General features: G+C 60.3%; 15 protein-coding genes. 6 read left to right on the top strand and 9 right to left on the bottom strand.

Features of this window, described 5'->3' with window-relative positions:
- Position 1 precedes the first annotated feature (1 nt).
- Positions 2-871: a TauD/TfdA dioxygenase family protein gene (locus BMZ46_RS21910; protein WP_039771066.1), complete on the top strand. Its 870-nt coding sequence runs from the start codon at positions 2-4 to the stop codon at positions 869-871.
- Positions 872-914: 43 nt separating this feature from the next.
- Here BMZ46_RS21910 and BMZ46_RS21905 read toward each other — a convergent pair whose 3' ends face one another.
- The 5 genes from BMZ46_RS21905 to BMZ46_RS21885 form a co-directional block, all read right to left on the bottom strand.
- Positions 915-1,604 (bottom strand): hypothetical protein, encoded by a 690-nt coding sequence (locus tag BMZ46_RS21905; RefSeq protein WP_074690729.1) that lies wholly within the window; start codon positions 1,602-1,604, stop codon positions 915-917.
- Positions 1,573-2,613, bottom strand: a complete 1,041-nt coding sequence (locus BMZ46_RS21900) for a GSCFA domain-containing protein (protein WP_074690730.1) — start codon at positions 2,611-2,613, stop codon at positions 1,573-1,575. Before BMZ46_RS21900 ends, BMZ46_RS21905 begins: the two co-directional genes overlap by 32 nt.
- A 37-nt stretch (positions 2,614-2,650) precedes the next feature.
- On the bottom strand, positions 2,651-3,166 hold the full coding sequence (locus tag BMZ46_RS21895; RefSeq protein ID WP_039771072.1) for a GNAT family N-acetyltransferase: 516 nt from the start codon (positions 3,164-3,166) through the stop codon (positions 2,651-2,653).
- A gap of 166 nt (positions 3,167-3,332) precedes the next feature.
- On the bottom strand, positions 3,333-3,746 hold the full coding sequence (locus BMZ46_RS21890) for a cupin domain-containing protein (RefSeq protein ID WP_074690731.1): 414 nt from the start codon (positions 3,744-3,746) through the stop codon (positions 3,333-3,335).
- Between the two features lie 30 nt (positions 3,747-3,776).
- The gene (locus BMZ46_RS21885; RefSeq protein WP_074690732.1) at positions 3,777-4,532 is read right to left on the bottom strand and encodes an SDR family oxidoreductase; all 756 of its coding nucleotides are present in this window, start codon (positions 4,530-4,532) and stop codon (positions 3,777-3,779) included.
- A gap of 251 nt (positions 4,533-4,783) precedes the next feature.
- Here BMZ46_RS21885 and BMZ46_RS21880 point away from each other — a divergent pair, with 251 nt between their 5' ends.
- Positions 4,784-6,352, top strand: a complete 1,569-nt coding sequence (locus BMZ46_RS21880; protein ID WP_074690733.1) for a winged helix-turn-helix domain-containing tetratricopeptide repeat protein — start codon at positions 4,784-4,786, stop codon at positions 6,350-6,352.
- Between the two features lie 16 nt (positions 6,353-6,368).
- On the opposite strand, the gene BMZ46_RS21875 is transcribed toward BMZ46_RS21880, so the two are convergent.
- The 4 genes from BMZ46_RS21875 to BMZ46_RS21860 form a co-directional block, all read right to left on the bottom strand.
- Entirely contained in the window at positions 6,369-6,845 is a 477-nt protein-coding gene (locus tag BMZ46_RS21875) for a phage infection protein (protein WP_254778441.1), read from the bottom strand.
- A gap of 82 nt (positions 6,846-6,927) precedes the next feature.
- A complete protein-coding gene (locus BMZ46_RS21870; protein ID WP_074690735.1) occupies positions 6,928-7,182 on the bottom strand; it encodes a transmembrane sensor/regulator PpyR in 255 nt (84 codons plus the stop codon).
- Positions 7,183-7,407: 225 nt separating this feature from the next.
- Positions 7,408-8,046 (bottom strand): response regulator transcription factor, encoded by a 639-nt coding sequence (locus tag BMZ46_RS21865; RefSeq protein ID WP_074690961.1) that lies wholly within the window; start codon positions 8,044-8,046, stop codon positions 7,408-7,410.
- A gap of 153 nt (positions 8,047-8,199) precedes the next feature.
- Positions 8,200-10,167 (bottom strand): alkyl/aryl-sulfatase, encoded by a 1,968-nt coding sequence (locus BMZ46_RS21860; protein ID WP_074690736.1) that lies wholly within the window; start codon positions 10,165-10,167, stop codon positions 8,200-8,202.
- A 105-nt stretch (positions 10,168-10,272) separates the two neighbouring features.
- On the opposite strand from BMZ46_RS21860, the gene BMZ46_RS21855 reads away from it, so the two are divergent.
- The 4 genes from BMZ46_RS21855 to BMZ46_RS29165 all read left to right on the top strand — a co-directional run bounded on the left by BMZ46_RS21855 (position 10,273) and on the right by BMZ46_RS29165 (position 13,642).
- Positions 10,273-11,196 (top strand): LysR family transcriptional regulator, encoded by a 924-nt coding sequence (locus BMZ46_RS21855; protein ID WP_074690737.1) that lies wholly within the window; start codon positions 10,273-10,275, stop codon positions 11,194-11,196.
- A 280-nt stretch (positions 11,197-11,476) separates the two neighbouring features.
- Positions 11,477-12,640, top strand: coding sequence for an N-methyl-L-tryptophan oxidase (gene solA / locus BMZ46_RS21850; protein ID WP_170844936.1), 1,164 nt, complete (start codon positions 11,477-11,479; stop codon positions 12,638-12,640).
- Positions 12,641-12,822: 182 nt separating this feature from the next.
- The gene (locus tag BMZ46_RS29170) at positions 12,823-13,263 is read left to right on the top strand and encodes a hypothetical protein (protein WP_074690738.1); all 441 of its coding nucleotides are present in this window, start codon (positions 12,823-12,825) and stop codon (positions 13,261-13,263) included.
- On the top strand, positions 13,247-13,642 hold the full coding sequence (locus BMZ46_RS29165; RefSeq protein ID WP_139184878.1) for a TIR domain-containing protein: 396 nt from the start codon (positions 13,247-13,249) through the stop codon (positions 13,640-13,642). The genes BMZ46_RS29170 and BMZ46_RS29165 overlap by 17 nt, the downstream gene beginning before the upstream one ends.
- Positions 13,643-13,791: the final 149 nt, after the last annotated feature.

Below are 13,791 nucleotides of genomic sequence, written 5' to 3'. Positions count from 1 at the left end.
CATGGATCAGTTGGCACTCAAGGCAATCGAGCGCATCGCCGCCGAACGGCGCGCGCCGTATCAACACATCACGGTCGAGCGGATCACGCCGATCATCGGCGCCGAGATCGGCGGCGTCGATCTTTCGCAGCCGCTGAGCGACGAGCAGCTCGCGGAAATCCGCCGGGCCTTTCTGGAGAATCACGTGGTGGTGTTCCGCGATCAGCACCTGACGGTGGACGAACACAAGGCGTTTGGCCGGCTGTTCGGTGAGCTGCGGGCGCTGCCGGTGGAGGACATCGACGGCGATGACCCGGAGCTGGTGGTGATCCGCGCCAATGCGCAATCGCGCTATGTGGCCGGCGAAACCTGGCACACCGACGGCACCGCCGATCTGGCGCCGTCCATGGGCTCGATGCTGTACGTCAAGGAAACCCCGGCCATCGGCACCGGCGGCGACACGCTGTTCGCCAACATGCACCTGGCGCTGGAAATGCTGTCGCCGACGATGCAGCAGTTTCTCGGCGAATTGACCGCGATCCATGACGGTGCGATTCCGTGGAAGGGCTATGAGGCGCCGGCCAACCTGCCGAAAACCGAGCACCCGGTGGTGGTTCGCCACCCGGAAACCGGGCGTAAAACACTGTTCGTCAATTCCGGGTTCACCTCGCACATCGTCCAGTTGTCTGGCGGCGAAAGTCAGGTGCTGTTGAACATGCTGTTCGATCTGGTGGCCCGTGAGCCGGTCCTCAGCTGCCGCGTGCGTTGGGCGCCGAACAGTCTGGTGTTCTGGGACAACCGCTGCACCCAACACCATGCGGTCTGGGATTATTTCCCGCACTCGCGGTATGGCGAGCGGGTGACGATTCTGGGGACGCAGCCAAAGGCTTGAGTCTAAAAAAACGGTGGGAGCGGGGGCCGTTCCCACCGCTCATTTACAGACCTTGTTTGAGCAGTTGCTCGACGATCAGCTCGCCAAACGCCAGATTCCCGTGCAACGGGTCATCCACTTCGCAGTACGCCGGAAGCTGAAAACCCTGCTCATCGTTCGCCGCCGCGCGCACGTCGATCAGCTCGATGCCGAGCCCTTGCAGGCGCTCGATCAGCAGCGCCTGCGCGGCCATGAACACCCGCGGATCGGACAACTCTGGCACCCGCTGCGGCGGCAGCACGGCGAACACCTTGAGGTTCATCGCCCGGGCCTGTTCATAGAACGCCAGCGCAGGTTTGGACAAGGTGTCGACGATGGATTCGAACAGGGGACCTGCGAGAAAACCTTCGTCGAATTCGCCGTCCGGTGTCTGGTAGCACGTCCAGTTCGGCGCGGTGGCGAGGTAGTGCAGGCTCAGGCCGAGGGTGCTGACCAGCGGCACCCCGACCTTCGCCAGCTGCGGCACTTCGAAAGGCGCCAGGGCCTGGCGATACAGACGTTCCATCTCGGCGTCCCGAAACAGCACGTCATGGCGGGTCAGGCTGAAAAAATCCACCGCGAAATCCCTGCCGGTGCCCAGCGGGCCGCCGCTGAACGGCAACTCGCGGGCCTGCGCGGCTTTGCCGATGACCCCGGCATGGGAGTCGCCCAGCAGCAGAAACCTAGGCGTAGTAATCGAGCACGGCGTCTTCACAGACAAGCTCCTCGCTGGACACGCAGGTGGAGGGCACGCTGACCGGCGTCTGCACCGGTTGAACCGCATCGAGCCCGGCAAAAAACTGCTGCATGACAAACGCCACGCCTTCGGGCGTGACCTCGCGCTGGTTGGGCTGGTAGAACGCGCCCTTGAACGGTGTGCCGGTGATGATTTCGTAAGAAGGGAAATAGTCGACGTCGTGCAGGTCTTCGCACAGCTGCCCGGCGACGGCGCGCAGCACCGATTTGGAATAGGTGGTGGCGCTCAGCACATGTTCGCCCGTGGCCGTCGCCGTCAGGGGCACCGGTGACACGGTGAGCAGCAGGCGCAGCTGCGGGTTGATCGAACGCATCAATTCCAGCGCCCGCACCATGTCGCCATAGGTGTCCATGAAGCCGAAATTGCAGAAACGGTGCAGCTGCGGATCGAAAGTGCCACGCACGGTGCCGGGGCACACGGGATACACCAGACCCGTCTGACGGTTCTGCCAGGCTTCAGTCAGACCGAGGGTGAACACGAACACTTTGGCTCGGCGCAGGGCGCTGCGAATGGCGTCGAGGGTGGCTTCGCGCGAGGTGAACAGCGCGTCCTCGCTGGCAAAGCCGTCGGGCTCCACGGCGGGGCGGAATGGGTCGAAGAAACGCCCGTCATGGGCCCAGGTTTCGTCGGGTGGCAGGCTCACGCCCAAGGCCCATTCGAGCCATTGGCACAGCATCGCCGGGGTGTACAGATTGCCGGTGCGGAACGAGAACACCCCGTAGTTGTGGGCCTTCCAGTCGGCTGCGGGCAGTTCGGCCGGGGCCGGTTCCGCATCCAGCCAGTTCATGCCGCGTTCGCCCAGCGCCCGGCCGATGTGCTGGGCGAAACACGAGCCGGCGGTGACGATGGCGTCCTTGTTGCCGATCTCGAACTGCGGCGTCCACAGTTGATCGATGTTCAGCGCGGGCTTGTCAGCCACGGCGGTGCGCCAGAAAGCGCGGGGTGGCAGGCATTGATAAGGATTCACGACGAGGGCCTCCTTGGCGGTCGCTGATAAAACGGGGTCAACTGATTTGATAGCGGTAGATCAGGTCGTCAAACCACCGATCTCCAATCTGATAGGCCTGCGGCACGCGGCGCTCGAATACAAAACCGCATTTCTCCAAAACCTTGCAGGACGCGATATTACCGTCGGTCACGGTCGACTCCAATGAGTCCAGGCCGATGGCGGCGGCATAGTCGATGATCGCCTGCCGCGACTCGGTGCCAAAGCCTTTGCCCTGATGCTCGGGCAACAGCAGGCAACCCACCTCGGCATGCCCTGGCGACAGGATACGAAAACCGGTCACGCCCAGTTCCTGCCCGCTGGCCCTGTCGGTCACCACCAGACACAACCAGTGATCCGACTGCGGCCCCCAGGCCGGAAGCCGATGCTCGAAGCCTTTGCGTACCTGTTCTTCGGCAATTTCACCGAACACGTACTGCATGGTCTGCGGCTCGGAATGCAGCCTGAGGAACAGCGGCCAGTCGGATTCGACCATCGTGCGCAGGTCCAGGCGTTGCGTGGCGAGTTCGAGCATCCGCTGCTCCTTGCAAGGGCGGAAAGGGAAGACGGTTTTTTACTGGGTGTGGGGCGAAAGATCAATGTTTTGATCGGCCATGTTTTGCAACGCCGACCTTGAACGCGCCCCTTAGCGGTGCTCTCCGGCAGCCGCGCTGCCGGAGGTGGTTTGGCGTATGGATCGGTTACGGCTTGACCGGTTTGACCAGGTCGGTCTCGTTGCTGTCGAGCACGAACACTGCCAGCAGACGTGACGGTTCGGTGGTGCTGGCATTGGCGCTCACCGCGTGGAAGTCGCCCGGTTGTTCGACGAAGTTTTCCCCGGCCTTGTAGACCTTCTCCGGCCCGTCGCCTACCTTGCTGCGCACGGCGCCCTCAAGCACCGTGGCGTAGATGAACGCGGACTTCGGATGAAAGTGCGCCGGCGAAGAACCACCGGGTGCGTATTCCACCAGCACGCCCTTCATGGATTTTCCCGGAACGTTCGGCAGGGCGCGGTCGAACACCACGGTGACCTTGCCTGCCTGCGGCTCGGCGGCCGAGACGGATGAGATTGAAAGGGCCGCAAACGTGGCGGCCAGCAGGATTCGGCTGAACATGGCAATACTCCTTGAAATAGGTGGGGTGTTTCAGTGCTGGGTCGATTTCGCCAGCCAGTCTTCAAAGCGCGTCGGGCCCAGGCGCGGGTTGCTGCTGCCGGGGGTGAGCGACTGGTCGTCGAGCTCGCCGCCAAAGTAGCGGGCGTGGACGTCCGGGATCACTTTGCGGGTGTCGTGGGTGGCGCGGAAAAAACGCCGGACCAACTCGTCGAGCGGCATGGCTTCGGGACCGGCGATTTCCTGTGTGCCGTTGATCGGCGCTGCCAGTGCCACATCCGTCAGCGCAGCAGCGACGTCGTCAGAAGCCATGGGCTGGATCAGCGCCGGCGACAGGCGCACTTCCTCGCCGACGGTGGCGGACTGGGCAATGCCGCCGACAAATTCGAAGAACTGCGTGGCCCGCAGCAGGGTGTACGGAATGCTCGAGGCCTTGATCAGGTTTTCCTGCGCGACCTTGGCACGGAAGTAGCCGTTGGCAGGCGAGCGCTCACTGGCGACGATCGACAGCGCCACGTGATGGCGAACCCCGGCGGCGGCTTCGGCGGCGAGCAGGTTACGGGTGGAGGTTTCGAAAAAGTCGAGTACGGCCTGGTCTTCCCACGAAGGGGCGTTGGACACATCGACCACCACCTGGGCGCCGTCCATCGCTTCGGCCAGGCCTTCGCGGGTGATGCTGTTGACGCCGGTATTAGGGGAGGCGGCGCGGGCATCGTGGCCGCGTTCGCGCAGATTGTTCACAAGTTTCGATCCGATGAGGCCGGTGCCTCCGATTACGACTATCTTCATGGCATCTCTCCACTTGCCGACCGCAACCGTTGCTGTCGATGTGGGTTGAGCATGCTTGCGGCGCTCGGGCAAATCCTTGTGATGACCTTGGATTTGCCTTGGTTTTTTGTCCAGACAGGCCAATCCGTCGGCAGATGCGTAGACCAATGCCCAGACCGGTGCGACGGCCCAGGGTCTGCCGTATCATTGGGCGCACGACAATCGCCCGCTCGGACACGGAGTCGGGGGCGCCAGACCAGAGAACAGCCACCGTGCAATTTGTGTTTGAAGACTACCTGCTCGACCAGCAGCGCCGGGAACTGACCTGGCGCGGGCAAGTCGTGACTGTCGGGCCGCAGGTCTTTGACTTGTTGCTGTTACTGGTCAGCAACCGTGAGCGGGTGGTGAGCAAGGACGAACTATTGAGCGTCGTGTGGAGTGGCCGAATCGTTTCCGAATCAACCATCACCAGCCACATCAACGCCGTGCGCAAGGCCATCGGCGACACCGGTGAGCAGCAGCGCATGGTGCGTACGGTGCCGCGCAAGGGCTATCGCTTCGTCGGCGAAATCACCTTGAGCGACAGCCCCGTCAATGCGCCCGAAGCGCCTGCGATACCCGAAGTGGCCACGACACTTGTCCTGCCGGAAAAGCCGTCGATCACCGTCCTGCCGTTCCAGAATCTCAGCGGCGACCCCGCGCAGGACTACTTCGCCGACGGCATCGTCGAAGACATCATCACCGCGCTGTCGCGCCTGCGTTGGCTGTTCGTCATCGCCCGCAACTCCAGCTTCACCTACAAGGGCAGGGCGGTCGACGCGCGGGGCGTGGGACAGGAACTGGGTGTGCGTTACGTGCTGGAAGGCAGCGTGCGCAAGTGCGGCAACAAGATCCGCATCACCGGCCAGTTGATTGATGCGTGCAGCGGCACGCATCTGTGGGCCGAGCGCTTCGAAGGCCTGCTCGACGATATTTTCGAACTCCAGGATCAGGTGGCCGAAAGCGTTGTGGGCGCCATCGCGCCGCAGCTCGAGCGCGCGGAAATCGAGCGGGCCAAACGCAAGCCCACCGACAGCCTCGATGCCTACGATTACTACCTGCGGGGCACGGCCAAGCTGCACATCGGCACTCAAGAGGCGATCGAGCAGTCACTGGCGCTGTTCTACCGGGCAATCGAACTGGATCCGGAATTTGCCTCGGCGTATGGCATGGCTGCGTGGTGCCACTTCTGGCGCAAGCTCAACGGCTGGATGACCGACCGGCCCCGGGAAATCGCCGAAGGTGCGCGGCTGGCGCGCATGGGTGTGGAACTGGGGCGCGATGACGCCGTGGCGCTGACCCGTTGCGGTCATGCCCTGGCCCATCTGACCGGGGATGTCGACTGCGGCATCGCCCTGCTTGATCGAGCTCGATTGCTCAACCCCAATCTGGCGCCGGCCTGGTATCTGGGTGGCATCCTGCGCGCCTTGGGTGGCGAAACCGAAGCCGCCATTGCCAACCTTGAACATGCCGTACGCCTGAGCCCGCTGGATCCGGAAATGTTCCGCATGCAGGTCGGGATGGCGCTGGCGCACTTCTTCGCCGGTCGCTTCGAATGTTCGGTTTCCTGGGCCGAGAAAGCGCAGGGAAACCTGCCCAGTCTGCTGGTAGCGGCGGCCCTGATCGCCGCCAGCCACGCGCTCAATGAACGAGCCGACAAAGCCGGGCAGGCCATGGAACGGGTGCGTCAGCTGGACCCGACGTTGCGGGTGTCCAGCCTGCGCGCGTGGTTGCCCATTCAACGACCTGAAGACATTGCCCGGTTTGCCGAAGGTTTGCGGTTGGCGGGGTTGCCGGAGTAAGGGCTCAGCCGGCCAATCAATCCATCGAAAAATGCATTTGCATGTTCATCGCGGCATCGTACTGATTGCTGGCTACCCGGCGTTCGATCAGGCGATCTGAGCCTCCTTCGGCTACCCGGCGTTCGATCAGGCGATCTGAGCCTCCTTCGGCTACCCGGCGTTCGATCAGGCGATCTGAGCCTCCTTCGGCTACCCGGCGTTCGAGCAGGCGATCTGAGCCGCCTTCGGCCACCCGGCGTTCGATCAGGCGATCCGAACCGCCCTCGGCAACACGACGCTCCATCAGCCGATCCGCCCCCCCTTCAGCAATCTGGGTCGGCGCCTTTCTGGCCCGGTGCTGTTGCACTGATGAAGTTTCTGAATCCGGAGCACTGGTTTCCTGCCTGTTCGCCACCGGCATATCGGGCAGGCAACTTGCGCCGAATGCATGAGTGGCAACTATCCAGGTGGCTGAAACAATGGCGACGGGTAATACCAATCCAATAGTTTTCATCATGATCATCCTGAGTCGTAGTGGGATTTCGTTAATGAACTTCCGGTTGCAACCAGACAGGTCTGAACTCAATCGAATACTTCTAATGGGAAACTCCATGTTCCTGTGCTGCCAGGCGAATACGGTTGTACGCAATCAAGCGCATGACGTAGCCCAGCTTGATCGCGGTCGGCCCGAGGATCGTCATCCCGTGCGCGCCGACCAGCGTGGGCAAGTTCAAGTGAGCGTCAAACACATAAGCCAGGAAAATCCCCACCATCAACATGCCCAGGCCACCGGCCAGCAACACGTGGGACAACTTCAGCACGCGGTACGAGTCTTCAAAAAAGTCATACATGTTGATCAGTCATCCCTGAGTCAATGAGTGGATCGACAAGTGTCGGCGCGCGAGGAAACCACGAAGTCAATAACTTTGCCGGCCGTCGCATTTGATGGAGGGATTTTACTGTTGGCGGTAGGGATCAACCATGTTGCATAAGTTTGGTTTTATCCTGCCAGCGTATGGAGAAGTCATACCAACGTATATAAACAACTCTATGCGCGCCGCATAAGGGCGATACATCTAATGGTTAATGCCCAGACTTTCGGCCATTCGAACCAGATCGGCAAACGACTGCGCGCGCATCTTGCGCATGGCCTGGCTGCGGTGAATCTTCACGGTGATCTCGCTCAGGCCGATGGCACTGGCGATCTGCTTGTTTATCAGACCCGAGACGGCCAGCGCCATCACCGCTTGCTCTCTGACCGTGAGTGTCCCATGGCGTGTGCGCAATTCATTTTGGCGGCGTTCGCACTCGCGGCGTGACCTGTCCCGCGTATGCGCGGCGACCACGGCGTCGATCATTGCCTGCTCGCGAAACGGTTTTTCCAGGAAATCGACGGCACCGGCTTTCATGGCGCGAACGGTCATGGCGATGTCGCCGTACCCGGTCATGAAAATGATCGGCAGATGGATGTTGGCGTCGGCGAGCGCCTGCTGAAAGACCAGCCCGCTGGTGCCTTGCAATCGCACATCGAGCACCAGGCAACTGGGCAGGTCAGGTCGCTGGTATTGCATGAAGTCGGCGACCGATCCGAACAGCTCGACGCGCAGGCCGATGGAGCGCAGCAGGCTGCCAAGCGCCTCACGTAGAGGAGCGTCATCATCAATGATGAAAACGATGGATTCGGGGTTTCGCTCGGGTGCAAGTTCTACGTCCATACGCTGGATGGCTTCGCGGCGATCGGGTTGCGCAGGATGCTGAACAATCCAATGGAAAGCTTTGACCGAGCCTCCGGTTTTCATTGGATTTTGCTTGGGTAAGCGTCCAGAGGCCATCGACCGGGAGTTTGATCAATCGATGGCCTCGGTGGGTCAGTTTCCTGCCCGGGCGACTATCGCAAAATTCCCCGACGCCTTTTCCAGCAGCCCCAGGAATCTCACGAGATCGACCTTGCTGCCATCCACCTTCAGATCATCGGAGGTGAACGCTTCCTTCAGTCCGGCAGCGCCGCCCAGCAGCTGGACGAACAGGTCCTTGGTGACGGTCAGCGTTGCGTTGGCGTTCGCCGCGGTCGGGCCTTTTCGGTAGTGCAGCACGGCGTTCTCGATCCACAGCACGAACGATTCATTCGTATCGGTCAGCACCAGATTGAACGTCCAGTGCTTGCCATCCGCCGCCGGCCCGTCGAGGCTCGCAGCCATGGCTTCGAGGAAACGTTCGGTGGGCGTCTGCTTCATCAGCTCGATCAGGTCGGAGCGTTTGACGCCCTTGGCCGGCGGGCCGTTGCGCAGCTCCATGGCCGCCGTCAGGTAACTGTTGCGCCAGGTTGCCGATTCCGCCTGATAGCCCATCTGTTCGTACGCGCGGGCCAGCAGTTCCTTGGCCGCCGTGTCGTCGGGTTTGGCCAGCACGGCCTGATCCAGCAGCTCGGCGACCCAGCGGTATTCGCCCTTGTCATAGGCCACGCGGGCGGCTTCGATCACTTTGGCATTGCCTCCCATCAATTCGACGTAGCGCTTTGCCGATTCCTTTGGCACCAGCGGATTCAAGTGGGCGGGGTTGCCGTCGTAGGCGCCCAGGTACATCTGGTAGATCGCTTTTACGTTGTGGCGCAGGTCGCCGTAATAGCCACGGGTGCCGAAGTACGATGCCAGCGAATCCGGCAGCTGGATCTTGTCGGCGATCTCGTTGGGGATGTAGCCGGCGTTCATCAGGCGCACGGTCTGGTCGTGCAGGTATTTGTAGACGTCGCGGTGCTTGGTGATGAATTCGCGGATCCGTTCGTTGCCCCAGATCGGCCAGTTGTGCTGACCGAAATAGACCTCGGTGTCGCCCAGTTCGTCGAGGGCGATTTGCATGTAGTCGGACCAGCGCAGCGCATCGCGGACCTTGGCGCCACGGATCGGCAGCAGGTTGTGCATGGTCTGCGTCAGCAGCTCCGCACCGCCGTATGCCTTGAGCGCGGGGATCGAAAAGGTCAGCTCGGCCGGGGCTTCCGCGCCGGGCATGTTGTGGAACACGAAGCTGACGCCGTCGAGCACCAGCGGCTGGATCGGCTGGTCGATGATCTGCGTCGGCGGCAGGATGCCCATGCTGCCGTAAGCGACGTTCTTGCCCAGCCCGGTGTCGACAATGCCGGTGGCGCCCGGCGTCAGGTTCTTGCCGAACTGATACATCGAACGCCGCGCCATCGCCGGCCCCGCCAGGATGTTTTCACTGGTGGCTTCCTCCATGAAACCGGCGGGCGCGACGATGGGAATGTTGCGCTGGGCCACTTCGCTGCTCGAGGTGATGCCCAGCACACCGCCGAAATGGTCGGCATGGTCGTGGGTGAAAATGATCGCGGTGACGGGCTTGTTGCCCAGATGCTCGCGCGCAAATGCCAACGCCGCTGCGGCAGATTCCCGGGAGGTCAGCGGGTCGACCACGATCCAGCCGGTCTGCCCGTCGATCAGTGTCATGTTGGCGATGTCGAAACCGCGCAACTGGTAAATCCCGTCGCGAACCTTGAACAGACCGATCTGTGCGTTGAGCATCGCGTGCCGCCACAGGCTCGGGTTGACAGTGGCCGGCGCCTGGCCTTCGACGAAGCGGTACGCATCGAAATCGATCAGGACATTGCCGTCAGCGCCGAGGATCTTGCCGGTGGGCCGGGCGATGAAACCGCGCTGGGCATCTTCCATGTCCCGGTTGTCGCTGAGATCCAGGCCCTTGATCGACGCCTGGATCAGCGCGGCCGTGGCGGGCGTGGCGTCGCCGGCTGCGATGCTGGGCTTGTTGTCGCAGCCGGCGAGGGACACCAGCGTCAGGGCGAGGATCGTGTAAAGGGTCGGTTTCATTCTTGTTGTTCTCCGAGGGGCGAATGCGCTCCAGCCTAGGGGCAGGGCAGCGATGTATCCAATGCATTGTTTACATCCGGATAATGCGTCGCTAGCATCGCGTGAATGGACCTTAAACGACTGTCACACCTTCTCGCACTGGCCGATGAACGCCATTTCGGCCGCGCGGCCGAGCGCGTGCACCTCAGCCAGCCGGCCCTGAGCCGCAGCATTCAGGCGCTGGAGAGCGAAACCGGGCAGCGCCTGTTCGATCGCGACACCGGCGACGTCCGCCCGACACCGGCGGGAGAGTTTCTGATCGAGCGGGCGCGGCGGCTGTTGTTCGATGCCCGTTCGCTGGAGCGGGACATGGCGCTCTACAGCGATCGCCAACTGGGCAGCCTCGCCTTCGGCGTCGGCCCGTTCCCGGCGGCCATGTTGATGCATCAAGTAGTGCCGCGACTGCGCCTGGATCACCCGGCGGTCACCCTGCGCGTGGAAGTGAACAACTGGCAGATTCTCGAAGCGCGACTGCGCGCTGAGGCGATCGAATTCTTTGTTGCTGATATCCGCAACTTCACGGCGGTATCCGACCTGCTGATCCGTTCGCTGGGCCAAGTCTCGGCAGGCTTTTTCGTACGACCGGAGCACCCGCTGGCCGGACGCCAGGTGTCGATGGGCGAACTGGAAGGCTACGGCATCGCCACAACGCGCCTGCCGGAAGTGGTGAAGCTCGAGACCGCCCGAACCCTCGGCATCTCCACCCGCCAGGCACTGCCCATCGTGCTGGAGTGTGATGACGTGGCGTTGCTCAAGACCGTGGCCGGCTCGACTGACACCATCCTCGGCGTTATCCATGGCGCCGTAGCTGAAGACATTCGGGTGGGGCGTTTGATCGAGCTTCATGTTGTCGACAGGCCGGGATTTCATTCTGAAATCGGGGTGGTGAGTTTGCAGGGTAGAAGCTTGTCGCCGACGGCGTTGTGTGTGATTGAGGCTGTGGTTGGCGAGATGCAATCCGTTCACGTCGAACAATCCCCACGTTTTTAGAGACGCGTCCTACAGCCCCGATTTTCCTGCTTCGTTAACGTCGTGCAGCCCCTTGCGAGGGGCTGTCGATGCATGGACGAAAGGACAATCAGTGGCTGGTCAAAAGGACATTCCCCGGGTTCCCAACCTCAAATTTCGCTTGATTACAGTTAGTACCGACAGACAACCTGATTGAATTAGCCCGGCTCCCGCATTTTTGCCTGGGCGCGGCGCTCAACGGATTGTTTTCCATCGCCTGATCCGCTTCACTGTGGCTCTTTTGTCTGAGCGGAAATCAATCATGGAACGATGCGAAGCACTGGTCATCGGCCTCGGCGCCATGGGCGCGGCCACGGTGTATCAACTGGCGAAGGCCGGGGTCAACGTGGTCGGCATCGACCGCCACCATCCGCCGCACACGTTCGGCTCCAGCCATGGCGACACCCGCATCACCCGGCTGTCCGTGGGCGAGGGCGCGCAGTACGTGCCCATCGTGCGCAACTCCCACCGCATCTGGCGCGAACTGGAAGCGCTGTCGGGCGAGTCCCTGTTCGAACAGTCCGGCCTGCTGGTGCTGACCTCCAGCCCCGACTTCGATCCCGGCGACGAAACCGACTTCACCCTGCGCACCATCGCCCTGGCACAGACCTACGGCATCGAACACGAAGTCCTCGACGCCGCCCAGATCCGCCAGCGCTTCCCGCAGTTTGCCCAGGTGCGCGACGACGCCATTGGCTACTTCGAGCCCGAAGGCGGTTTTGTACGGCCCGAACGCTGCATCGACGTGCAACTCAGATTGGCCGAACAACACGGCGCCACGCTGTACAAGGGCGAGACCGTGACCCACATCAGCTCGGACGAACAGGGCGTCACCGTCACCACCGACCAGCGCACCGTGCGAGCGGAAAAACTGGTGGTCACCGCCGGCAACTGGGCGGGCGGCTTGCTCGGCGCACCGTTCGACAGACTGCTCAGCGTCTATCGGCAAAAACTGTTCTGGTTCGAAACCGAGCCCGACGCGGAACTGGTCGGCCACTCACCCACGTTCATCTTCACTCACGGCCCGGACGACGATTTCTATGGCTTCCCCGCATTGCCGGGGGAGGGCAGTTTGAAGGTGGCGACGGCGCAGTATCACAGCGCATCCACGCCTGAAACTCTGGATCGCACAGTCTCGGCCGAGGAAGAACGCGAGATGTACGAACAGCAGGTGAAGGGGCGGATTGCCGGGCTGACGGATCGGGTGGTGAAGTCAGCGGTTTGCGCCTACACCGTTACGCCGGATCGGCATTTCATCATTGATGAGCATCCACGGTTGCAGCACACGTTGGTGGTGTCTGCGTGCTCCGGGCATGGGTTCAAACACTCGGCGGCGCTGGGGGAGGCGTTTGCGCAGTGGTGTTTGCGGGGGGAGAGTGAGCTGGATCTTTCGTTGTTTTCGGTGGGGCGGTTTGGGTGGGAGTGACGGTGCTTGCGAGTGAATGCTATCGGCCAAAAGCAGACAGTTGTGCACTTTTTCGGTGAATTCAAGGTTATTCGAGTTTGCCTCTTTCTTGATTGCTTGGCATATGCGTTTCTGCAATCATAAATCGCTATCCTTCGTTAGTCGCGATTACCATTTCGCCGAAAAATATCAAGGCTTGTATAATGGAAAGAAATGAGTACAAAAAATGCCATGAAGACGAACTTGATTGGTCATCAATTGAGCAGCTTCATGAAGCAACTCTACAAATAAGTAATCAATGCTTTGAATATAAAAAACTTTGTGTTGGTGTAATTGGAATTGTTATCGCGGCGTTGCTTAAATTCGGAACCCCGACAAGCTGGAGTTCGATTTCGCATATATGCGCCGCAATAAGCTTTGGTTTTTGGTTGTGCGATGCTAATGCGTACTACTATCAGAGGGCGAACAGACAGAAAATAAACAAACTTGTCGATCAAATAAGAACCCGAAACTCAAACAAGCAAGAGCATGTTTCAAAGCTTGAAAACTCTTGGGGGAGCGCATTTTTTAATCGATCAATGAGTCTGTACTTCTATGCATTGATACTTAGTTTTGGGGGCGTTATTTATGAAAAAATCTCATGATTTATGCTCGAATAAAAACAGCAAAATATTTGTCAGCTACACGACCCGGGACTCGATCATAAATAAAGAGTCCTTGGCATCATTGCTGAGCATCATTTCTACACTAGGTAAACCTTTTATTGACCTTATCCATAATGACTCCCCAATGAAACAGGCTCGCGTAAAATCCGAATTACAGAACTCAAGCCTATTACTGCTACTGGAAACGGCATCTGTTGAACAATCCCAATGGGTTCAATGGGAGATTAAAATGGCCAAAAGCTGCGGAATTCCAGTGAAATCAATAAAGATTCGTAACGTTATGCCCACTGAACAACAGTTGATAGTGGCGCTAAATGGCTTGAAATGGGGCACGCAGCCGGTCAGACGTGATCGCTAACGGCCAAGAGCGGACGACCGTTTACGGGAGAATTCTAGGTAGAATAAGATCACCTTCAATAGCGTTTGTTGGTGAGAACCAGTTGTTGAAAGCGAAAAAAAAGGGGCTGATTTAATTCTGAAGAATAAATCATCCCCTTTTTTTGAACA

The sequence above is a fragment of the Pseudomonas sp. NFIX49 genome (genome assembly GCF_900115915.1).
In the GTDB taxonomy this organism is placed as follows: Bacteria; Pseudomonadota; Gammaproteobacteria; order Pseudomonadales; family Pseudomonadaceae; genus Aquipseudomonas; species Aquipseudomonas pharyngis.
Note: the sequence above shows the minus strand (reverse complement) of the source record. Positions and strands in the feature narration are given on the sequence as shown.